24 protein-coding genes and 1 riboswitch are annotated in these 21,342 nt (G+C 68.8%); of the genes, 5 read left to right on the top strand and 19 right to left on the bottom strand.

The features are described 5' to 3' along the window. Window positions 1-17: 17 nt before the first annotated feature. Window positions 18-1,664 carry a thiamine pyrophosphate-binding protein gene (locus Tbon_RS02080; protein WP_225734677.1) on the bottom strand — a complete coding sequence of 549 codons (1,647 nt, stop codon included), beginning with the start codon at window positions 1,662-1,664 and terminating at the stop codon, window positions 18-20. Between the two features lie 69 nt (window positions 1,665-1,733). Beyond that, window positions 1,734-2,453 carry an alpha/beta hydrolase family protein gene (locus Tbon_RS02075; protein WP_158066069.1) on the bottom strand — a complete coding sequence of 240 codons (720 nt, stop codon included), beginning with the start codon at window positions 2,451-2,453 and terminating at the stop codon, window positions 1,734-1,736. Window positions 2,454-2,532: 79 nt separating this feature from the next. After that, window positions 2,533-2,687: riboswitch (cyclic di-AMP (ydaO/yuaA leader) on the top strand. Between Tbon_RS02075 and Tbon_RS02070 the strand changes: the two genes are divergently transcribed. After that, window positions 2,683-4,452, top strand: a complete 1,770-nt coding sequence (locus Tbon_RS02070) for a glycosyltransferase (protein ID WP_158066068.1) — start codon at window positions 2,683-2,685, stop codon at window positions 4,450-4,452. It overlaps the preceding riboswitch by 5 nt. Before the next feature lie 84 nt (window positions 4,453-4,536). Next, window positions 4,537-5,328 (top strand): enoyl-CoA hydratase/isomerase family protein, encoded by a 792-nt coding sequence (locus tag Tbon_RS02065; protein ID WP_158066067.1) that lies wholly within the window; start codon window positions 4,537-4,539, stop codon window positions 5,326-5,328. A 10-nt stretch (window positions 5,329-5,338) separates the two neighbouring features. On the opposite strand, the gene Tbon_RS02060 is transcribed toward Tbon_RS02065, so the two are convergent. The 15 genes from Tbon_RS02060 to Tbon_RS01995 all read right to left on the bottom strand — a co-directional run bounded on the left by Tbon_RS02060 (window position 5,339) and on the right by Tbon_RS01995 (window position 17,885). Next, the gene (locus Tbon_RS02060; RefSeq protein ID WP_158066066.1) at window positions 5,339-5,665 is read right to left on the bottom strand and encodes a metal-sulfur cluster assembly factor; all 327 of its coding nucleotides are present in this window, start codon (window positions 5,663-5,665) and stop codon (window positions 5,339-5,341) included. Next, the gene (gene sufU / locus Tbon_RS02055; protein WP_158066065.1) at window positions 5,658-6,116 is read right to left on the bottom strand and encodes a Fe-S cluster assembly sulfur transfer protein SufU; all 459 of its coding nucleotides are present in this window, start codon (window positions 6,114-6,116) and stop codon (window positions 5,658-5,660) included. Before sufU ends, Tbon_RS02060 begins: the two co-directional genes overlap by 8 nt. Further along, on the bottom strand, window positions 6,094-7,344 hold the full coding sequence (locus tag Tbon_RS02050) for a cysteine desulfurase (protein WP_158066064.1): 1,251 nt from the start codon (window positions 7,342-7,344) through the stop codon (window positions 6,094-6,096). The genes sufU and Tbon_RS02050 overlap by 23 nt, the downstream gene beginning before the upstream one ends. A 12-nt stretch (window positions 7,345-7,356) precedes the next feature. Further along, window positions 7,357-7,650: a non-heme iron oxygenase ferredoxin subunit gene (locus Tbon_RS02045; RefSeq protein WP_225734676.1), complete on the bottom strand. Its 294-nt coding sequence runs from the start codon at window positions 7,648-7,650 to the stop codon at window positions 7,357-7,359. Window positions 7,651-7,667: 17 nt separating this feature from the next. After that, the gene (locus tag Tbon_RS02040) at window positions 7,668-8,882 is read right to left on the bottom strand and encodes a SufB/SufD family protein (protein ID WP_192498060.1); all 1,215 of its coding nucleotides are present in this window, start codon (window positions 8,880-8,882) and stop codon (window positions 7,668-7,670) included. 64 nt (window positions 8,883-8,946) lie between these two features. Then, a complete protein-coding gene (gene sufB / locus Tbon_RS02035) occupies window positions 8,947-10,350 on the bottom strand; it encodes a Fe-S cluster assembly protein SufB (RefSeq protein ID WP_098503589.1) in 1,404 nt (467 codons plus the stop codon). Window positions 10,351-10,404: 54 nt separating this feature from the next. Continuing rightward, window positions 10,405-11,157, bottom strand: a complete 753-nt coding sequence (sufC, locus tag Tbon_RS02030) for a Fe-S cluster assembly ATPase SufC (RefSeq protein ID WP_158066061.1) — start codon at window positions 11,155-11,157, stop codon at window positions 10,405-10,407. Window positions 11,158-11,178: 21 nt separating this feature from the next. Continuing rightward, window positions 11,179-11,826, bottom strand: coding sequence for a helix-turn-helix transcriptional regulator (locus Tbon_RS02025; RefSeq protein ID WP_192498059.1), 648 nt, complete (start codon window positions 11,824-11,826; stop codon window positions 11,179-11,181). 37 nt (window positions 11,827-11,863) lie between these two features. Next, window positions 11,864-12,817 (bottom strand): YihY/virulence factor BrkB family protein, encoded by a 954-nt coding sequence (locus Tbon_RS02020; protein ID WP_158066059.1) that lies wholly within the window; start codon window positions 12,815-12,817, stop codon window positions 11,864-11,866. Window positions 12,818-12,821: 4 nt separating this feature from the next. After that, complete coding sequence (locus tag Tbon_RS02015) at window positions 12,822-13,934, bottom strand: tRNA-queuosine alpha-mannosyltransferase domain-containing protein (RefSeq protein ID WP_192498058.1); 1,113 nt, start codon at window positions 13,932-13,934, stop codon at window positions 12,822-12,824. A 10-nt stretch (window positions 13,935-13,944) separates the two neighbouring features. Beyond that, entirely contained in the window at window positions 13,945-14,313 is a 369-nt protein-coding gene (locus Tbon_RS13660; protein WP_192498057.1) for an HAD family hydrolase, read from the bottom strand. Continuing rightward, on the bottom strand, window positions 14,310-15,395 hold the full coding sequence (locus tag Tbon_RS02010; protein WP_158066057.1) for an MraY family glycosyltransferase: 1,086 nt from the start codon (window positions 15,393-15,395) through the stop codon (window positions 14,310-14,312). The genes Tbon_RS13660 and Tbon_RS02010 overlap by 4 nt, the downstream gene beginning before the upstream one ends. 60 nt (window positions 15,396-15,455) lie before the next feature. After that, the gene (locus Tbon_RS02005) at window positions 15,456-16,145 is read right to left on the bottom strand and encodes an ABC transporter ATP-binding protein (RefSeq protein ID WP_158068222.1); all 690 of its coding nucleotides are present in this window, start codon (window positions 16,143-16,145) and stop codon (window positions 15,456-15,458) included. A 40-nt stretch (window positions 16,146-16,185) separates the two neighbouring features. Continuing rightward, window positions 16,186-17,289: an ABC transporter permease gene (locus Tbon_RS02000; RefSeq protein ID WP_158066056.1), complete on the bottom strand. Its 1,104-nt coding sequence runs from the start codon at window positions 17,287-17,289 to the stop codon at window positions 16,186-16,188. Then, complete coding sequence (locus Tbon_RS01995; RefSeq protein WP_158066055.1) at window positions 17,286-17,885, bottom strand: TetR/AcrR family transcriptional regulator; 600 nt, start codon at window positions 17,883-17,885, stop codon at window positions 17,286-17,288. Before Tbon_RS01995 ends, Tbon_RS02000 begins: the two co-directional genes overlap by 4 nt. Window positions 17,886-17,961: 76 nt before the next feature. Between Tbon_RS01995 and Tbon_RS01990 the strand changes: the two genes are divergently transcribed. After that, window positions 17,962-18,465 carry a hypothetical protein gene (locus Tbon_RS01990; RefSeq protein WP_158066054.1) on the top strand — a complete coding sequence of 168 codons (504 nt, stop codon included), beginning with the start codon at window positions 17,962-17,964 and terminating at the stop codon, window positions 18,463-18,465. Here Tbon_RS01990 and trmD read toward each other — a convergent pair. Both trmD and Tbon_RS01980 read right to left on the bottom strand, forming a co-directional pair. Next, a complete protein-coding gene (gene trmD / locus Tbon_RS01985) occupies window positions 18,427-19,173 on the bottom strand; it encodes a tRNA (guanosine(37)-N1)-methyltransferase TrmD (RefSeq protein WP_158066053.1) in 747 nt (248 codons plus the stop codon). The genes Tbon_RS01990 and trmD overlap by 39 nt on opposite strands. 58 nt (window positions 19,174-19,231) lie before the next feature. Further along, the gene (locus Tbon_RS01980) at window positions 19,232-19,717 is read right to left on the bottom strand and encodes a MogA/MoaB family molybdenum cofactor biosynthesis protein (protein ID WP_158066052.1); all 486 of its coding nucleotides are present in this window, start codon (window positions 19,715-19,717) and stop codon (window positions 19,232-19,234) included. Between the two features lie 175 nt (window positions 19,718-19,892). On the opposite strand from Tbon_RS01980, the gene Tbon_RS01975 reads away from it, so the two are divergent. Both Tbon_RS01975 and rsmH read left to right on the top strand, forming a co-directional pair. Beyond that, entirely contained in the window at window positions 19,893-20,363 is a 471-nt protein-coding gene (locus Tbon_RS01975; RefSeq protein WP_158066051.1) for a division/cell wall cluster transcriptional repressor MraZ, read from the top strand. A 10-nt stretch (window positions 20,364-20,373) separates the two neighbouring features. After that, complete coding sequence (gene rsmH / locus Tbon_RS01970) at window positions 20,374-21,342, top strand: 16S rRNA (cytosine(1402)-N(4))-methyltransferase RsmH (protein ID WP_158066050.1); 969 nt, start codon at window positions 20,374-20,376, stop codon at window positions 21,340-21,342.

The raw sequence follows: 21,342 nt of genomic DNA, 5'->3' as shown, positions 1-21,342 counted from the left end.
GCCGGCGCCCGGCAGGCCTACTTGAATTCGTACCCGCCCTTCACGCCCTCGGGCTCCGGGTCCATGATGACGTTCACGCACGCCGGCTTGCCGCTGGCGAATGCCCGCTCGATCGCGGCCTTAATCTGCTCCGGGTGCTCCACAAACTCCCCGTGGCCCCCGAGGCCCTCCACAACCTTGTCGTAGCGCGCATTGTCGCCGAGCACCGTCGCAGGGGTGCGGCCCTCCCCGTACTGCGCCTTCTGCCCGACATAAATCTGATGCCAGCACCGGTCGTTCCCGACCACCGACACGATCGGCATCTTGAACCGCACAAACGTGTCGAAGTCGAACCCGTTCAGCCCGAAGGTGCCGTCGCCGTTCACCATCAGCACCTTTTTGTCCGGCGCCGCAACTGCCGCCGCCATGCAGAACCCTGTCCCGACCCCGAGCGTCCCGAACGGGCCCGGGTCCATCCACTGGCCCGGGTTGTTGATCGGCAGCACGCTCGCCGCCAGCGCCACGATGTCGCCGCCATCGCCGATGACGATCGTGTCATCATCCACGAACTCCGCAATCTCCTTGCACAGCCGGAGCGGGTGAATCGGCACCGCATCGGAGTTCATGTAGTACGACCGCTGCTCATCGGCCTGGTTCTCGAGCCCGCGCAGGTACGTCATCCACTCCCGGTGCTCCGCCTTCCCAATCTCCGACGTGAGCTGGAGCAGCGCCTGCCGGATGTTCGCTTCGATGCCGATCGTGAAGTCCCGGTTCCGCCCGATATCCCGCGGGTCGATGTCAATCTGGATAACCTTCGCCGCAGGGTTCCACGCCGGGGGCCGCCCGTACTTCAGCCGGAAGTCGATCGGCGTCCCGAGGACAACGATGACATCCGCCTGCGCGAAGGCCGGCTTCCGCGACAGCGAGAAGAAGTTCGGGTTGTCCTGGCGCAGCGTCCCGCGCCCCATCGCGTTCGTGTAGACCGGGACATCCGCCGCCCGCGCGAACTCCGCCAGCTCACGGTGCGCCCGGTGCCAGAACACCCCCGACCCCGCCATGACCATCGGCTTCTCCGCCTCCCGGATCAGCTTCGCCGCCTGCTTGATCAGCTCCGGGTCGCCCATGATTTCGCCCGTCACCCGGTAGTTGCGCGGCCACTCGAGCGAATCTTCATCCACCCTCCCGAACAGCACGTCCGAGGGCACCTGCAGGAACGTCGGCCCGTACCTGCCCGTCATCGCCTCGCGGAACGCCATCGCCATGTAGTACGGCAGCCGCCGCGTCTCATAGACCGTCTGCGCCCACTTCGTGATCGGCTTCATCACATCGAGCAGCTCAATGTCCTGCAGCGAGCCCATGTCGTACTGCCGCAACGGCGAGCGCCCCCCGATCACCACCATCGGGCTCGAGGCCTGGTAAGCGTTGGCAACAGCCGTCACGACATCGGTGACGCCCGGCCCGGCCGTCACCACCGCAACGCCCGGCTTGAACGTGATCCGCGAGTACCCGTCGGCCGCGTGCCCGGCCGACTGCTCATGCCGCGTGTCGATGATGCCGATGTCGTTGTTCAGGCACCCCTCGTAAATGTTCTGGATATGCCCCCCGGAGAGCGTGAAGATGTGGCTGACGCCCTCCTGCCTGATCATCCGGGCGATGATTTCGCCCCCGTCGATCATGTTCCCCATGGCAAACTCCGGCGCAGATATGCAGTGCTCGCGAGTATACGCATCGGCACCGCAGGCCGCTTCCGCGCCTCAGAGCTTCGCCAGCATCCACTCCTCGGCCAGTCGCACCACGTCGGGGCCGATTTCGAAGTGCCCGCCCGGGAGCCACTGCAGGTCCTTCTCCCCCGGCAGCGCCGCATAGAGCGCCTCGGTCCGCTCCCGCGGAATCAGCTCGTCGTCGGTCTTCCCAACAATCCGGACCGCCACGCCGCCGAGCTGCACCGCATCGGAGTCCGGCCCGGCGGCGCTCCCCGCAAGTCCCCCTTCGCCGACCAGGCAGAATGCCGCTGCGCGGAACCTGCCGCTCCGGGCCACAGCGGCAATCCCGATCATGCTCCCAAGGGAGTAGCCCACGTACCCCAGCCGCGCGGTGTCGATCGGAAGCACCCCCGGCAGCAGCTCGAGCATCCGCGCAACTTCCGCAGCGAACTGCGCGCGGAACGACTCGTACCGCTCCGGCTGACGAAACAGCGCCATCGGATCGTGCGTCTGCCGCTCGCCGTGCAGCGGCGCGTCGAGGCCCACGCAAACCCATCCGCGCTTCGCCCACCGCATCCCGACGTCGCTCACCCAGTAATCGTCCTTCCCACCCATGCCCGGGTGCTGAATCTGCACCATCGGCATCGGCTCGTCGGCCCCGGCAGGCAGGTAGGCCACGCCGGGCACCAGCTCGCCGCCGCACCTGAACCAGAAACTGACTTCCCGGATGTCGCCGATGAGCGATTCCCGAACCTGCAGCTCGTTTGCCATGCTCTCCTCCGTCCATGGGTTGCCGCCCGGGGTCTTGACGCTTACGCGTACCGGGCGAACGATGCAGCATGCGGACCCCGTGTCCGCAGCGCCTAGTCTGCCCCTCCGGGCAGAACGGGGGAACCAGTTCTCGGGGCGAATCCGCCCGGACCGGCTCGAAACCCGGTGACGGCGGAGCGGCTATCTCCGGTCGCAGCCCGGCAGCTAACCTCGGCGGCGTAGGAAGACCTTGTTCGAGGCCACCCCGCATATGGTCTCCAGGCCTTCCGTTTCCGCCGTTCCGGCGCAATCTCGCGGCGAAAAGCCGGTCCTCTCCGTCTACGCCAGCTCCCCGCTCCGGGAGCGTATCGGCAACACCATCCCCCTTGCCCTCTCCCTCCTCCTCATCAGCTTCATCTTCTGGGGCCCCTTCAAGGCGCCCCTCCTCTTCGCCGTCCTGAGCGTCGCCTTCTTCGTCTACTGGCTCCTCCGCAGCTACTCGGTCGCCATCGCCTGCTCCGTCGGCCTCCGCCGCATCGAACGCTGGAAGGCGACCGACTGGCGCGCCAAATACGCCGCCGAGACTGCCCGCGCAGGCCGGCCCGACCGCTGGTCGTGGCCCCGCCACCTCGTCATTATCCCCAACTACCGCGAATCCGAAGAAGGGCTCGCCCGGACCATCGATTCCCTCGCGGCCCAGTCCGTCGCCAGCCAGCTGGTCGTCGTCCTCGCCATGGAGGACCGCGAACCCGGGTCCCGCGAAAAGGCTGCCCGGCTTCTCGCCCGCTACCCCGGCGTCTTTGCCGACTTCTTTGCCACCTACCACCCGGCCGGCCTCCCCGGGGAAACCCCTGGCAAGGGTTCGAACGAGGCCTGGGCCGCCCGCGAAGCCCACATCCGCCTCATCGAAAACGGCGGGGACGATATCCTCCGCTACACCGTCACGAGCTGCGACGCCGATGCCGTCTTCCATCCCTCCCACTTTGCCGCCCTCAACTACCTCTTCCTGACGGCCAGGAAGCCCTACCGCACCTTCTGGCAGCCGACCATCTTCAACTCCAACAACATCTGGGAAATCCCCGCGCCCCTCCGCATCCCCGACGGCCTCTCCGGCATCAACCGCACCTCCAACCTCCTCATCCCCGGCAGCGTCCGCTTCCCCACGAGCTGCTACTCCCTCTCCTGGCAGATGCTCCACGAAGTCGACTACTGGGACGAAGAGGTCATCCCCGAGGACTGGCACCTCTACCTCAAGTGCTCCTACACCCTCGGCGATGACGTCAACGTCGAGCCGCTCTTTCTCCCGCTCGGCAACGACTGCGTCCTCGCCGATGGCTACTGGAAGACGCTGAAAGCCCATTACGCCCAGTCGGTCCGCCACGCCTGGGGCGCCAGCGACGTCCCCTACGCCTGGCGCGCCGCCATGCACCCCCGCTCCCCGCTCTCCTGGCGCCGCCGCCTCCTCCTCGCCGGCGCCGTCACCAAGGTCCACGTGCTCTGGGCCGCCCAGTGGTACATCGTCACCCTCGGCATCTTCCTTCCCTCTCGCTTCGCCACCCGGTTCAGCGCGCCGCTGCCGGGCTGGTGGGTGCGCCGCTACGAGGTGCCCGGCACCGGCTGGCACCCCGAGCACCTCCTCGAGCCCTCGCGCTGGTTCCGCATCGGGCCCGAGGGCATCTTCGAGCCGACCATGTGGCTCAACCTCCCGGGCATCCTCGTGGCCCTCTGCCTCTTCCCCCTCCTCGTCATGATCGTCTTCGAGCTGCGGACCCGCGGCCCGCGTCCCGCCTACGTGTCCCGCTGGGTCTACCTCACCGGCCTGCTGATGTGGCCGCTCATGGCCGTGATTACCTTCTTCTTCGCCAGCCTGCCAGCCCTCCATGCCCAGTGGAAGCTCGCCTCCGGGAAGAGCCTCGTCTACCGCGTCGCGGAAAAGGGCAGCCGCGCCCTGCCCGCCCGGGGCGCCGTCGCCCACGAGCCCGAGCCCGGCGAAGCCGTCGCGGTCGTCGGCGGCAAGTAGGCACTGCCGCCGGCCCTCCAGGTCGCAAACCCGCTCCCAATCCCGTAGTGTTCCAGCCGCACTACCCCGCGGAGGCCCCTGCCCGTGCCCGACGTCGAATACACCCGCGAAGGCGCAATCGCCATCCTGCGCCTCAACCGCCCCGAGAAGATGAACGCCATCACCTACGAGATGCTGGGGGCCATCGAAGACGCCGTCCGCCAGGCCGGCTCCGACGACCGCGTCCGCGCCCTCGTGCTCACCGGCACCGGCCGCGCCTTCAGCGCCGGCACCGACCTCCAGCAGCTCGCCGGCCAGCCGCCGAGCGCCGGCCGCGCCGAAACCTACGGCCGTGCCTACAGCGAAAACCGCCCCGCCCCGTGGACCTTCGCCTCAATCCCGAAACCCACCATCGCCGCCGTCAATGGCGTCGCAGTCGGCGTCGGTGTCGAATTCACCTCGCAGTGCGATTTCCGCATCGCCGCCGAATCCGCCCGCTTCGGCTGGGTCTTCGCCCACCGCGGCCTCGTGCCCGATACCGCCGCCGGCACCTGGCTCCTCTCCCGCATCGTCGGCCTGCAGAACGCCGCCTACCTGCTCTACTCAGGCGAAATCATCTCCGCGACCCGGGCCCGCGATATCGGCTACGTCCACGAGGTCGTTCCTGACGCCGAGCTGATGGAGCGGTCGCTCGCCTTCGCCCACGAGGTATCCCGCGGCTCGCCGCTCGCTACCGCCGAAACCAAGCGGCTCCTCTACCAGTCCCTCACCCGCGACCCGATGGACCACCTGGCCGACAGCACGGCCACCATCACCCGCCTCTTCGCGAGCGAAGACTTCAAAGAAGGCGTCCGCGCCTTCCTCGAACACCGCGACCCGCAGTGGAAGGGGCGCTGACCCCTCCCCCTCACCAGATCCCGAGCGCCATCTTCACGTCTTCGCTCGCCATCGTCCGCGGGTCCCACGGCGGGTTCCAGACAATCTGCACGTCGACGTCCTTCACGCCCGGCAGCTCCCGCAGCTTCGCATACGCTTCGCCCCGGATAATTGGGCCGAGCGGGCACCCCGGGCTCGTCAGCGTCATCGTCACCAGCACGTCGCCGTTGTCGTACTGGATGTCGTACACCAGCCCAAGGTCCACGATGCTCATGTTGATCTCCGGGTCTTTCACTTCCCGGAGCTTCTCGCGGAGCTGTTCATACGTCGGGGCCTGCGGAGTTTCGGTATCAGCCATGGTGTTCCTCCTGTGCGGCGGCCTTCGCCTGCCGCAGCGCTTCAAGCAAAACGTTCCACGCGAGGAGCGCGCACTTCACCCGCACCGGCAGCTTCGCGACGCCCTCGAGCGCCTCGAGGTCGCCGAGCGATGGGTCCGGCGACGCGCCCTCCACCAGCATCGATCGTACCTTTCCCGCAACCTCCTCGGCCTCGGCCAGCGGGCGCCCCTTGAGCCGTTCCGTCAGCATCGAGGCGCTCGACTGCGAAATCGAACACCCCTGCCCCCAGAAGCCAAGGTCCGCGATGACTCCATTATCGATGGCCAGGTCAAGGTGAATCTCGTCGCCGCACACCGGGTTCACCCCTTCTGCCTGTACCGTCGGGGCGGCCAGCGGGCCGTGGTTCCGCGGCCTCCGGTAGTGGTCCAGGATCAGCTCCCGGTAAAGGTCATCGAACGGCGGTTCGCTCACGTCCTTCTCCGAACACGCGGTTCACGCCCTCGAGCGCCTCGACCAGTGCCTCGATGTCGTCCACGTCGTTGTAGATGCTGAAGCTTGCCCGGCTCGTGGCCGGCACCCCGAGTGCGCGCATCAGCAGCTGCGCGCAGTGGTGCCCGGCCCGGATCGCCACCCCGTACCCGTCGGCGATGGTCGCGACGTCGTGCGGGTGGGCGGCCTCCATCGCAAAGCTCACCACGCCGCCCCGCTCGCTCGCCGAGGACGGCCCGAAAATCCGAACCCCGGCCACCCGGCGCAGCCGCTCGAGGGCGAACTCCGTCAGCTCCTCCTCGTGCCGCCGGGCGTTCGCCATCCCGATGCCTTCCAGGTAGTCGACCGCCGCCCCGAAGGCGATGACGTCCGCGATGTTCGGTGTCCCGGCTTCGAACTTATGCGGCAGCTCCGCCCACGTCGAACTTTCCGGGCGCACCACCGCAATCATGTCGCCCCCGCCAAGGAACGGCGGCATCGCTTCCAGCAGCTCCGCCCGCGCCCACAGGACGCCGACGCCGGTTGGCCCCAGCATCTTGTGCGCCGAGAACGCGAGGAAGTCCGCCCCCAGCGCCTGGACGTCGACAGGCAGGTGGGGCACGCTCTGCGCGCCGTCGACCAGCAGCAGCGCGCCGGCCCGGTGCGCCATCTCCGCGATGTCGGCGACCGGGTTGATGGTGCCCAGCACGTTCGACATGTGGGTCACGGCCACGAGCTTTGTCTGCGGCCCGATGAGCCGCCGAAGCTCGTCAAGGTCGAGCTTCCCGTCGTCCGTGATGCCCGCGTACCGCAGCGTCGCGCCCTTCCGTCGCGCCAGCAGCTGCCACGGCACGATGTTTGAGTGGTGCTCCATCAGCGTGAGGACGATCTCGTCGCCCTCGCCGATGTGCTCGTCGCCCCACGCCCGCGCCACCAGGTTGATCGCCTCGGTCGCGTTCCGGGTGAACACCACTTCCTCCGGGCCGCGCGCCCCGATGAACCGCGCCACCTTCCGGCGGGCATCCTCGTACTGCTCGGTAGCCCGGGTCGCGAGCGTGTGGATACCCCGGTGGATGTTGGCGTTCGACGTCTCGTAGTAACGCACGAGCGCCTCGATCACCTGCCGCGGCTTCTGCGTCGTCGCCGCGTTATCGAGGTAGACAAGCGGCCGCCCGTTGACCTGCTGCCGCAGGATAGGGAAGTCCTGCCGAATGCGCCGTACGTCAAGCACCGGCCACCTCCTTCAGGCTGGCAGATCGACCTCGATAACGCCGTCCTGGACGCGCACCGGGTAGGTGCGCACCGGGCGCACAGCAGGGAGGCAGAGCGCCCGGCCGGTCGTCACGTCGAAGCGCGCACCGTGCCTTGGGCACTCTATCTCCTTCCCGCTCAGCTGCCCCTGGTCGAGCGGTCCGCCGTCATGGGTACAAACGTCGTCAATTGCGTAATACCCGTCGCCGGTGTTGCAGATTGCGATCCGCCGTCCGCCGGCCTCGAACACCTTCGCCGTGCCCGGCGCCACCGCATCTGCTGCCATGGTGGCGGTCCACCCCATCAGCTGCCCCTCACCTTCGCCTCGAGCAGCCCAAGGAGCTCCTCCCGCAGGCCCGCATCAGGCACCCGGGCCACTACGTCTTCGAGGAACGCCCACACGAGCATCCCCTCGGCGACAGGGAGCGGAATGCCGCGCGTCTGCAGGTAAAAGAGCTGCTCCTCGTCCACCGGCCCCGCCGTCGCACCGTGCGACGCACGGATGACGTTGCTCGTCAGGATCTCCAGCACCGGGTCGCTGTCCGCCCGCGCCGTCTTGCTCAGGAGCAGATTCCGGTTCTCCTGGTTCGCGTCAGCGTTCTTCGCTTCCAGCCCCACGCGCGTCAGGCCGTAGTACACCGACCGCGCCGAATCGCGCAGCGCCGCCTTGTAGAGCAGGTCGCTTCGCGTATCCGGCCCGATGTGGTCCTGCAGCGTGTAGAAATCGACGTACTCCTCGCCGCGGCCGTACGCCAGGCCGAGCAGTTCGCTCGCTGTGCCCCGGCCAATGAGCGACGACTCCAGCTGCCCTTTCACGACCCTCCCGCTCAGCACGAGCTGGAGGTTCTGGAAGGCGGCATCCCGCTCCGCCCCCAGCATCCGCTGGTACCCAAACGACCGCGTCGCCGGCCCCCAGCGATGCACAACGTAGTAGCGAACCTCGGAGCCCGGCCCGGGAAAGATTTCGGCGACCGGCACCGCGAGGATCTCCGCCTCGTCCGAGGTGTACTCCTCGACCACCGTCACCCGGCTGTTCGGACCCGTCACGATGACCGTGTGCGGCGTCGTCAGCTGCGCGCCGCTCACCGACCGCCGGATACGCACGGGCGCCGCCGGCTCGGCATTCGCCGGCACATCGACGATGACCGCTTCCCGCAAAAACGCGTAGTGCAGCGCGGTGAACCGGTCCGTCCCCGCCGCTACCGCCGACCCGAGCCGCTGGGCCAGCCGCTCCGCGGTCGCGCCCTCCGCGAACCCGTGCGTCGTCACCGTGACGGCGTCGTCGGCCTCGACTGCAATCGATTCATCCTGTTCGACCGGGTAGCGCGCCAGGTCGATCGACCGCGCGTCGTAGTACTTCCACGGCCGCGACTGGTAGCTGTCGGGCCACTCGAGTTCATCAGCCAGCGCTGCAGCCTCGGCGCGCAGGCGGGCCAGCCAGGCGGGGTCGCCGAGCTGTTCGCCCAGCGCCCGCGCGGCCGCCGTAATTCGGACCCGTTCCTCGGTTGTTGATGTCATACAGCTCCTCCGCCGGCACGCATCGTGCCGGGCTCGCATTGCGGGTTCGGCGGTCGGGCCGGCCTCAGCCGACCGCGCCCTCCATCTGCAGCTCGATCAGCCGGTTCAGCTCCACGGCGTACTCCATCGGGAGCTCCTTCACAATCGGCTCCACGAAGCCGTTCACGATCATCTTGGCCGCCGCCTCTTCCGAAAGCCCGCGGCTCATCAGGTAGAACAGCTGGTCCTCGCCAAGCTTCGAAACGTACGCCTCATGCTGGATGTGCACGTCCGGCGCGTCGATCTCCATCGTCGGGTACGTGTCCGAGCGCGACTCCTCATCGAGCAGCAGCGCGTCGCACCGCACCGTCGACTTCACGTTCTCGCACCCTTCGTACACCTTCAGCAGGCCCCGGTAGCTCGTCCGGCCGCCGTCCTTGCTGAGCGACTTCGAAATGATGGTCGACGTCGTGTTCGAGGCCGCGTGCACAATCTTCCCGCCCGCGTCCTGGTGCTGCCCCTTCCCGGCAAACGCCAGCGAGAGGATCTCGCCGTGCGCGCCCGGCTCCATCAGGTACACGCTCGGGTACTTCATCGTGAGCTTCGAGCCGAGGTTGCCGTCCACCCACTCCATTACCGCGTCCTGGTACGCCACCGCGCGCTTCGTCACCAGGTTGTACACGTTGTTCGACCAGTTCTGGATGGTCGTGTACCGCACCCGCGCGCCCCGCTTCACGATGATCTCCACCACCGCGCTGTGCAGCGAGTCGCTCCGGTAGATCGGCGCCGTGCACCCCTCGACGTAGTGCACCTGGCTCCCCTCGTCCGCGATGATCAGCGTCCGCTCGAACTGCCCCATGTTCTGGGTGTTGATGCGGAAGTACGCCTGGAGCGGAATCTCCACCTTCACGCCCTTCGGCACGTAGATGAACGAGCCGCCGCTCCACACCGCGCTGTTCAGCGCCGCGTACCGGTTATCAGCCGGCGGCACCACCGTCCCGAAGTACTCCTTGAAGATGTCCTCGTGCTCCTTCAGCGCCTGGTCGGTGCCGAGGAAGATGACGCCCTGCTTCTCCAGATCCTCGCGGATGTTGTGGTACACCACCTCGGAGTCGTACTGCGCCCCGACGCCCGCGAGGTACTTCCGCTCCGCCTCCGGAATGCCGAGCCGGTCGAACGTCCGCCGGATGTACTCCGGCACGTCATCCCACGAGCGCTCGTCCCGGTCGGTCGCCTTCACGTAGTAGTGGATGTCGTCGAAGTTGATCTCCTTCAGCTGCGGGCTGCCCCAGGGCGGGTCCTGCTTCTGCCAGAAGATCTCGAGCGCCCGCAGCCGGAACTCGCGCATCCACTGCGGCTCGCCCTTCATGTCCGAGATGATGTTCACGATCTCCCGGCTCAGGCCCTTGTTCGCCTTGAACAGCGCCTCCTCCGGGTCGTAGAACCCCCACTTGTATTCGCCAACGATCGCTTCAGGTGCCGTCGTCATTTCCCCTCTTCTCCTCTCGATGACGCGCGGGGCGCAGCTGCACCCCGGCGAGGGTTAGGCCTTCGCAAGCTCCGCGAGGAACTCGTCGTAGCCGCGGGCTTCCAGGTACTCCGCCAGCTCCGGGCCGCCCGACCGCGCAATGCGCCCGTCGACGAGCACGTGCACGAACTGCGGCCGGATGTAGTTCAGCAGCCGCTGATAGTGCGTAATCAGCAGCAGCCCCATGTTCGGGTTCATCAGCTTGTTGACAGCCTCGGCCACCGTCCGCAGCGCGTCGATGTCCAGGCCCGAGTCCGTCTCGTCCAGGATCGCCATCGCCGGCTCCAGCACGGCCATCTGCAGCATCTCTGCCCGCTTCTTCTCGCCGCCGCTGAAGCCGTCGTTCACGTACCGCCGGGCAAAGTCCTGGTCCACCTTCAGCAGCTCCATCTTGCTGAACAGCTTCTCCCGGAACTCCCGGATCGGGACCTCCTCCCCGCGCACCGCGTTCACCGCCTGCCGCAGGAAGTTCACCAGCGTTACCCCCGGGATCGGCACCGGGTACTGGAAGGCCAGGAACAGCCCCTTCCGCGCCCGCTCATCGGGCGACATCTCCAGGACCGATTCGCCCTTGAACAGGATGTCGCCGCCCGTCACCGTGTACGCCGGGTTGCCCATCAGGACGTTCGCCAGCGTGCTCTTGCCCGAGCCGTTGGGGCCCATGATTGCGTGGATCTCGCCGGCATTGATGACGAGGTTCAGCCCTTTCAGGATCTCCTTGTCGCCGATCGAGGCCCGCAGGTTGCGGATCTCCAGGAGTGGGGTCATCAGCTTCTTCTCCTTTGTCGCCTATCGCAGGTCGACGGTTTCGATGATCTGCCGCTGGCCCGGCGTCCCCCGGACCAGGTACTCACAGCAGGGCGCGCCATCCACAATCCGGTTCAGCTGCTCAACGTCGCGGCCGACCAGCAGCTCGATCGCCTTCCGGTCAGCTTCGCAGGGCAGGTCCGAAATTTGCGCAGCAGCGTGGTACGGGCACGAGGTGTTCACCAGGTGGATGCCGTCCGGCTCCAGGCGCCACTCCTCGAGAATCCCCTCGCGCCGCAGCACCTCGGTCACCCGCGCAACAATCTCCTCGACCGCCGCCCCGTCCGGAATCTCGTCCCGGTGGCGCGATGCGAGCGACTCGGCCACATTCGCCAGCACCTCGGCCACAACGTCCGGGCGCTGCTCCAGCCCACGGAGCATTCGCGCCATCAGGTCGGCGTACGCCGGCGGAATCGTCCCGAACGCCTTCTCCGTCGGGAAGAAGGCGTAATAGGGCCGGCCCGTCGCCTGCTTCACGGCCCGCGCTTCCACCAGCCCATCGGCCCGCAGGTTATCGAGGTGCCGCCGCACGGCCGCCGGGCTGATGTCGAACACCTCGGCCAGCGTCTCGGCGCGGGCGCCGCGGTGCTCCACGATGTAGGCGAGGATGCGGTCGCGCGTTCCCTGCATGCCTCCACGGTAGCCCACTTCCGGGACTTTCGCAACTTCAATGTTGCGAAAGTTCCGATCCCCCGCGCCCGCTCCACGCAGCCAGCAGCTCCGGCCCCGGCAGCCGCTCAGCCCGCCGCGCCTCGCGCCGCATCCGCAGCGCCCGCCCGAACTCCGCCCCGAACAGCAGGATCGACCCGTTGACGTACATCCAGAGCAAAAACGCGAGCGCCGTCCCGAAGCCCGCATAGATGGCCGTGTCGCGCGAAAAGCTCGACTGGGCAATCACCAGGGCCACGAGGTTCTTGGCAAGCTCGAACAGCACCGTCGCAAGGGCCGCCCCCGCCAGCGCATCCCGCCACGCAGGCCGCGCCGCCGGCGTCACCCGGTACAGCACCACGAACATCGTGAAGGTGACGACCGGCGCCAGCACGAGCCCCACAATCTCAGTCATCAGCGCACGGTCCATGGGGAACGGCGCAGCCCCGTCCACCCGCGCCACCACCACCCGCGCCATCGCGGTCGCCGCCACCGAAAGCGCAACCAGCGCACCCACCACCATGACCAGCAGGATGTCGATCAGCTTTCCCCGCCAGAACGGCCGGCTCACCTTCGCATGCGCCGTCGCGTTCAGCCCGTTCCGCACGGCCCCGAAAATCCCGCTCGATGCCCAGACCAGGAACACCAGGCCGAACCCCAGGCTCGCCGGGCTGAACTGCTGCGCCCTCCGCACAATCTCCTCAACATTCGCCCGCACGTCCTCCGTCTCCCGCAGCGGAACCTGCTCGAACACCCAGTCCACGATCGCCTGCCGGTCAGCAAACAGGCCGAAGACAGAGAGCGTGATCAGCCCCAGCGGGATAATGGAGAAGATTGCGTAATACGCGATCGCCGCCGCATAGGTCGTGCAGTTGTCGTCCAGGTAGCCGCGTACCGCCGCCGCGACGACATCGACCGGCGCCCGGACCGGCCCCGGGACCGCCCTCCAAGAGCGCCCGGCGCGCGTTCTCATCGCCTCATCTTAGGCGCAGGGCCGCGCTCCCGGGAACCGCGCCAGCCGCCAGCGCCTCCAGCGCCTCCTGCCACATCGGCCCGACCCGCTCCCACCCGAACCGCCGTGCAGCCGCCCGGAACGGCTCGCGCGGCGGCAGCGGCCCCGTGAGCAGCGCCCGGAGCCGCGCCATCAGCCCCGCTTCATCCTCCCAGAGCAGGTCGTGGTGCTCCGCCGGCACCAGCTCCGGGTAGGCATACCGCCGCGGCGCACACGGAATGCACCCCGCCGCCATCGCCTCCACCATCCCAATGCCGAAGAACTCGTGCCGCGTCGTGCTCACCGCGATATCGGCCATCCGCAGCAGCCGCGCGTACTCCTCCCGCGAGGCCGCGAACCCGAAGTGCAGCAAGCGGTCGGCCAGCGTCTCGCGGATGCGCCACATCGCCGGGCTCGGGTTCTCCCCCGGCTCGCCCGCGATGATGAGCTGGAATGGCACCCCCTCCTCCGCCAGCCGCCGCACGGCCCGCTCGAACAGCTCCGGCGCCTTGTCGAACTCCCACCGGTGGTTCCACAGGAGCGTACGCGGCTCCCCGCGCTCTTCCGGGCCCTCGAGCCAGTCGAGTTCAACCCCGACCGGCAGCACCAGGCTCTTCGCCGCGATCGCGGCGATCCCCTCCGCCGTGAGCCAGTTGTTCGGCTCCCGCTCAAGCTGCCTGAACGCCCCCAGCAGGTCCGCCCGGTGGAACTCCGAATTGAACGCCGCTGCATCGGCCGCCAGCGCACTCCGGTAGTTGATCTGCCCGAACCACGAGTTGAACTTCGTCCCCCGCAGCCGTGGATAGGTCACCTGGTTCTCGTGGAAGTACACCATCGCCGGCGTCCCGCCCAGCCGCCGCCGCGTCAGTGCGAGGAACTCCGCGAGGTCGACCATATCCGTCGCAACCACCACGTCGAACGCCCCGCGCACCCGCTCGAACTGCCGCGCCAGCTCCTCCGCGCCCCGCCGCATCCGCCGCCGCCATCCGCCCGCCGGCAGCGCCAGCACCTCCCAGTCTGCCCGGGTGTTGGCCAGCAGCCCGGAAAGAAACGCCCGGTGGCTCCCGCCATCGAACGGCTGGAGAAACAGCCCCCGCATCCCTCGCAACCTACAGGTGGCCCAGCTCGGCCAGCCGCTGGAGCGCCGCCTCGAGTTCCCGGTCCTCCGGGTCCACCGACCGGTACTGGCGCACGCAGTGGCCCCCGTACTTCTCCACGAGGTACCAGTCGTCGTCGATGATGAAATCCGGCCGCGGCTCGACCCGGGGGTCCTTGTCGAACATCCCGTCCACCCACTCGGAAAGCCCGTGGAGGTGCACCACCCGCTCGACATGCGCCAGCCCGGCCGCGCTCCAGACGTACACCCGGTGGCCGGCCGCCTTCAGCCGCTGCATCGCCTCCCGCGCGCCCGGGCGGAGAGCGTTCGTGTGCTGGTCGATGTGCACCAGCGTCTGGTCGACATCGAAGAAGATGTTCACCCGGTGTCGCCCTCCCGCGGCGCCGGCGCCCGGCCCCGCCACGCCAGCATCCGCGCCGAATTCCACATCGTGCGCCCGTACCCCAGCGCCAGTACCAGCCCAATCCCGAATGCGAGCACCCCCGCGCTCACCACCGCCGAACCCACGCTCTTGTACCACGTGTGGGCCAGCAGCGCCGCCGCGCAGAACACTGCCGTCAGTGCGTATACCGCCAGCGTCACCCGCAGCCCGGTGAACCCGAGCAGCCGCTCAATCCGGTCGTGGAAATGGTCGAAGTCGGCATGCATCGGATTCCGCCCGTCGAGGAACCGGCGGAGGAACGCCACCGCGGTATCGAGCACCGGCAGCCCGAGCGCCACCAGCGGGATGTAGAGCGGCACCCGCCCCGTCTCGTCGAGCGCCCCCGCCACGCTCAGGCCGGCCAGGGTGAACCCGAGGAAATACGCCCCCGAATCGCCGAGGAACCGCCGCGCCTTTCCGAGATTGAACGGGAGGAACCCGAGGGATGCCCCGAACAGCGCCGCGAAGAGCATCGCGATGAGGTCGTGGCCGAGGTCCCACGCGATGTACGACATCGTCCCCGAGACCATCGCCGCCATCCCCGCCGCGACCCCGTCACGCCCGTCCACAAGGTTCACGGCGTTCGTCACCAGCACAATCCACGCCACCGTCACGGCCGGGTCGAGCAGCCCCAGCTCCACCGCATCCCCGCCCGGCAGCGTCATCTTCTCGACATGGAACCCCGACAGGTAGAGCGCCAGCGCCGCCAGCACGTGCGTCCCAAGCTTGAACCGCCAGTCGAGGTCGCGGAAGTCATCCCGCGCGCCCATCGCACAGACGATGCCGCCGCACACGCCGAGCATCAGGAACTGCTGCCGGTCTTCGCTCACGAACTCCCGCGCCTGCCCGGAAAAGGCCGCCATGATGAACGGCGCCGCCAAAAACCCGGCGAGGATGCTGATGCCGCCGATCCGCGGCATCACCTCCCCCCGGCGGCCCCGCTTCGTCGGCAGCCGCAGCGCCCCTGTCAGCGGCAGCGCCACCGCAAACGCGGCCAGTGCCGTCCCGGCCTCAAGCCACACGCGTCATCACCGGCATCGCCCGCGGCATGGAGCGCATGGTACGCCGCCGGCGGCCGAAGGTCAGCCCCGCGCGCCCACCGTCTGGCCCACCAGCAGGCCGTCGTGCATCTCCAGCACCCGGTCCGCCAGCTCCGCCATCGCCATGTCGTGGGTCACCATCAGCCCCAGCTTGTCCCGCCCCTTGACTTCCGCGATCAGCGATTCCACCACCTGCCGGCCCCGCGCCGAGTCGAGGCTCGCTGTCGGCTCATCCACCAGCACCAGCTCCGGGTCGTTCATCAGCGCCCGCGCAATCGCTACCCGCTGCCGTTCGCCGCCGCTCAGCTCCGTCGCCAGCGCGTTGCGGCGGGCCGTCAGGCCCAGCTCCTCCAGCAGCTGGTCCGCGCGCGCCCCGGCCGACTTCAGGTCGGTGCCGTTGATCCGCGCCATCACCAGCAGGTTCTCCCGCGCCGTCAGGTACGGGAGCAGGTTGTTCGCCTGGAAAACGAACCCCACCTTTCGCCGCCGGTACTCGGCAAGCTCCTTCCCCTTCAGCCGGGCGATATCCTGCCCGTTCACCTCGATGCTCCCGCGCGTCGGCGTCAGCAGCCCGCCGATCATCGCCAGCATCGTTGTCTTCCCTGAGCCGCTCGGCCCCACGATGGCCACGAACTCGCCGGGCTCGGTCGCGAAGCTCACGCCCCGCACCGCGTGGACCGCCCGCTCGCCCTCGCCGTACACCTTCTCGAGGTCCTGCACCTTCAGCCGGATGCTCACTGCCTGCTCCTTTCCTTCCGCCTGTTGCCCGCGGCTACTGCTGCTGGCCGAGCGCGATGATCGGGTCCACCTTCGCCACCTGCCGGCCTGAGAAGAGCACCCCGACAATCGCCATCACGAGCAGCAGCGCACTCGTCACCACGAAGGTCTGCGTGGTGAACGCAATCGGCACCGCGTCCGGCGCCTGCTGCAGCGCCCGGTTCGTCAGCCACGCCAGCGGCACCGCAATCACGAGCCCGCCGAGCGCAACCAGCAGCGCCTGGATGAGCAGCTGCCGGAAGATGAACCCGGTGGTCGCCCCGACCGCCTTCAGCACGCCGATCTGTGGCGTCTTCTGCAGCGTCAGGACGTAGAAGAAGACACCGATCACGAGCCCGCCGATCAGGTAGCCGAACACCTGCAGGGCCTGCACCGTCGACTGCTGGCCCGCCACGCCCTCGATGTTCGCAAAGGCCGTACGCTTCGAAACGGCCTCCCAGCCCTGGCCACGCTTTCCAGCCAGTCCGTCGCCCTTCAGCAGGACGATGGAGGCGGCCGGCGCCGAAGGGTTCGCGCTGCCGTACTTCATCTCCTGCCAGGTGCTCCGCAGGATATAGACCGCGGGCTGGAAGAAGAACGACCCCTCGTTCAGCTCGCCCACGATGGTGAACTCCCGCTCCTCCAGCCGGACCGCAAGCCGGACCGTATCCCCGACCTTCAGTCCCGACGCCTTCAGGAACTCACGGTCGGCCAGGAGCCCGTTCGCATCGGCCGGCGTGAGCGGCCGGCCGGACTCCACCGGCGGCTCGCCGATGGTGCCCGGGTCATACCCCAGCACCGCCGCCGACTTCACCTTGCCATCTTCGCGGCGGTAGTTCACGGCCATGTAGCCCAGCGGCGCAGCCTCCCGCGCACCCGACTCCGCCGTGATCCGTGCGACGGTCTCCGCGCTCAGCTCCGACCGGATCACGCTGAGGCCCGCCCGGTCAGAGTAGGCGATGGCGTCCGCATTGAAGTTCAGGAGCGCACGCCCCGCCTTCTCGTTCAGGCCCACGCCCAGCCCGTTGATCATCAGCACCAGGTAGCTGATGAGCGTCACAATCAGGCCGACCAGCGCGAATTGAAGCTTCCGCCGCCGAATCTCCAGGAACCCGATCATCGTTCGTTCTCCTCCAGTGGTCGAAGAGCCGCGAGTACGAGGTCGATGCACCCGTCGGCGCCTGCCCCCGCGCCCTGCGGAAAGTGCGCCGGCATCAGCGGGGGCAGCAGCCCGTGCATGAACAGGGTTGCGACAAGCAGGTGGGCCGCTGATTCCGGGGCCACGCCCGCCCGGACCAGTCCGCGCGCGGCCGCCGCCTCGAGGTACTGCTCCAGGTCGGCCATCACCCGCTCGCTCGGGCCGAGCAGCCAGGCGTGGTAGGCCGGCAGGTGCTCCCACTCAGCCAGCGCCGTCCGCACGCCGCGCCCAGCCGCCGCAAAGGCGGCAAGCACGTAATGCAGGTACGGCCGCAGCTCGGCATCGAGGTCGTGCGGCTCGGCCGGCAGCGCCGCTGCATCCAGCCGCGCCATCGCCGCGCGGTGGCCGTGCTCCAGCGCCGCGCCGATCAGCTCCTCCTTGCTCGCGAAGTGCCGGAAGAGGGTCACTTCGTTCACTCCGGCCCGCGCCGCGATCTTCCGCGTGGTCGCCCCGCGGAACCCCTCCTCCTCGAACACTTCGCGCGCCGCCGTGAGCAGCCGTTCGGCCGTCGCATCCATCGCCCTCGATCGTAGCACCTCGTGCAAGCACTTGCTTGCGCGTGCCTCCACCGCACCGCCCGCGTACCATGGGCCCGTGCTCGAAGACCCGTCCATCGAACGACTGCCTCCGCCGCTTCGCCCGCGCGCCAGTCTCGTCCTGCCCGGCGGAGCCATCCCCTACATCCACACCTCCATCTGGATGGGCGGCGCCCACACCCTCCAGGGCGAAACCATTCACCCCGCCGCCATCAGCGCCTCCTGGCTCGTCGACTGCGCGGGTGAAATGCCCGGCCCCTACCGGGCCGCCGCCGCAGCCCACCTCCCCTGCGTCTTCGCCGACCTCGAAGCCCGCTTCCTCCCCTCCCGCCACATCCTCCCCGTCGTCGACCGCCTCGCCGAGGCCGTCATTAACCCCGGCGCGGCCCCTCCTGCCGTCTACATCATGTGCTCCCACGGCATGAACCGCAGCGGGCTCGTGACCGGCCTCCTCCTCCGCCGCCTCGGCTTCGGCGCCGACGAAGCAATCGCCCGCATCCGCGCAGCCCGGCGGGGCGCCCTCTCAAACGATTCGTTCGTCGACCTCATCCGCCGCGCCTGAGCCAGGCCCCGGCGCCCGCTCCCCCTCCGCGCCCTCCAGCAGGTCCGGCCGCCGCTCCCGCGTCCGCGCCAGCCGCTGCTCCCGCCGCCACGCTGCGATCTTCGCGTGGTGCCCGCTCAGCAGTACCTCCGGCACCTTCCAGCCCCGGTATTCCGCCGGCCGCGTGTACTGCGGGTGTTCCAGCAGCCCATCCGCGAACGACTCCTCCTCCGGCGATGCCGCATCTCCCAGCGCCCCCGGGATGTGGCGCGTCACCGCGTCGATCAGCACCATCGCCGGCAGCTCGCCGCCCGTCAGCACGTAGTCCCCGATCGAAATCTCCCTGTCTACGCAGTGCTCTACGAACCGCTCATCCACCCCTTCGTACCGGCCGCAGACGAGTATCAGCCGCGGCTCTGCCGCCAGCTCCCGCACAATCCGGTCGTTCAGGCGCTCGCCTGCGGGGGTCAGGTACACCACCAGCCCGCGCTCCGGCGCCTGCGCCCGCACGTGCTCCAGTGCCCGGTCGAGCACATCCACCCGCATCACCATGCCCTGGCCCCCGCCGAACGGGTAATCGTCAACCGTCCGGTGCCGGTCCGTCGCATGCTCCCGGATGTCGTGGATGTGGAGGTCGAGCAGCCCGTCTTCCCGCGCCCGCTTCACAATCGAAACATCCAGCGGGCCGCGGAACGCCTCCGGGAACAGGGTCAGCACATCGATGCGCATCCCGTTCAACATTCCGCCAGCGCGGCCCGGCTGGCAAGCGGGAGCTCGCCGCGCCCCATCAGCCGCTGTGCTCCACCGGCCCCTGCAGCAGCTCCGTCACGTGCCCCAGCAGCGGCAGCAGCACGTCCATCCCCTGCCGCACCGCCTTCGGGTTCCCCGGCAAATTCACGATCAGCGTCCTGCCCCGCGTCACCGCGACGCCCCGCGTCAGAGCCGCAAACGGCGTGTGCCGCAGCCCGTTCACCACCAGCGCCACGACGATCCCCGGCACTTCCCGCTCCGCCACCGTCAGCGTCGCCTCCGGCGTCACATCCCGCGGCGTCAGCCCCGTCCCGCCCGTCGTAAGAATGACGTCCGCCGCGCCCCCGTCCGCCCACGCCCGCAGCGTGGCCGCGATCTGCTCCCGCTCATCCGGCACGATCGCCCGAGCCACCACCTCGTGCCCCGCCGCCAGCGCCAGCTCCGCGATGAGCGGCCCGCCGAGGTCCTCCCGCTCTCCAGCCGCCCCCCGGTCCGAAACCGTCAGCACTGCCACGCGCGCCATCCCCCTGATCCTATCCCTTCGCCGCGCGCCGCGGGCCGAAAAAACGTATTGACAGCCTCCCGGGGGGAACCTACCATGCTCGCGGGGGTCAGGTGGGGAGAAATGGGGAGCTTGAACAGCTCCCGCCCTGCACAGGGGTTACCCGCCCCGCAGCCCCCGGAAAGGCAATGAGGGCATGCTCACGCGCTTCTCAGGCGCCTACGACTACACGCTGGACGACCGGGGACGGGTGCCCATCCCCCCGGCCTTCCGCGATGCCCTCAAAGCCGGCGCCTACATCGGCGCCGGCGCCGACGAGTGCATCCACGTCTACACCCTCGAAGAATTTGAACGGCAGGCCGCCATCTTCGACGCCCTCCCCGAGGGCGACCCCATCGCCGAAGATGCCCGTCGCGATTTCTACTCCACCTTCTGGCCCGTCCAGCTCGACGGACAGGGACGTGTCAACCTCCGCGACGACCTCGCGGCCCGCGCCGGCATCAGCCAGTCCGCGCGCGAAGTCAAAGTCGTCGGCGTCGGGCGCCGCATCGAAATCTGGAACGCGGCGGCCTACGAGGAGCGGGAGGCATCCCGCAAGCGTGCTCGCGCCGAAATCGCAGCCTCCGGCTTTGCCGCAGCTGCCGCCAGCTCAGGGGGAGGAGCGTAACGTGGTCGTCATGACATCCTCGCTCCCCATCCACCAGCCGGTCCTCCTCGACGAAGCCCTCCACTGGCTCGACGTCCGCGAGGACGGCACCTACATCGACTGCACCGCCGGGCTCGGCGGCCACGCCGAGGCCATCGCCCGCCGGCTCGGACCAGGCGGAAGACTCCTCTGCATCGACCACGACGCCGAGGCGCTGGAGTTCGCGCGCGCGAGGCTGGCACCGTTTGGGAGGCGGGTCAGCTTCGTCCACGCGAACTTCCGCGAACTCGACAGGGTCGCCGCGGAAGCAGGTGTCACGTCCGCCGATGGCATCCTCCTCGACTTGGGCTTCTCCTCGTTCCAGGTCGAGAGCGCCCACCGGGGATTCGCCTTCTCCCTCGAAGGCCCCCTCGACATGCGCATGGACCCATCGGCCGGCGGCCCAACAGCCGCCGACATCGTGAACACCTGGGATGAAGCGTCGCTCGCAGCGCTCTTCTTCGAATACGGAGAAGAGCCCCGGGCGCGGCGCATCGCGCGGGCCATCGTGGCCGCGCGTGCCCGCCAGCCGCTGCGGACGACCACCCAGCTCGCCAGTGTCGTCGGGCAGGCCGTGGGGGGCCCGGGGAGACGCACCCCAAATCACCCCGCCACCAAAGTCTTCCAGGCGCTCCGGATCCAGGTGAACGGTGAACTCGACAGCCTTCACATGGTACTTCCGCTCGCCCACGGCCTGCTCGACCCTGGAAACGCCGACCGCCACCCCGGCAGGCTGGTGGTCATCAGTTTCCACTCTCTCGAAGACCGCATCGTCAAGCGGTACTTCCAGCGCGAGGCCGCGGCCTGCATCTGTCCGCCCGGCCTCCCGGAATGCCGCTGCGGCCACCGCCCGACCCTCCGCATCCTCACGCGCCGGGCCGTTCGGCCCTCCCCTGCTGAGGTCGCCCGCAACCCGCGCGCCCGCAGCGCCGTCCTCCGGGCGGCCGAACGGAGGAGCTGA

It is taken from the genome of Tepidiforma bonchosmolovskayae (genome assembly GCF_008838325.1).
In the GTDB taxonomy this organism is placed as follows: Bacteria; Chloroflexota; Dehalococcoidia; order Tepidiformales; family Tepidiformaceae; genus Tepidiforma; species Tepidiforma bonchosmolovskayae.
The sequence above is the reverse complement of the archived record's forward strand: the minus strand, read 5'-3'. Positions and strand labels throughout refer to the sequence as shown.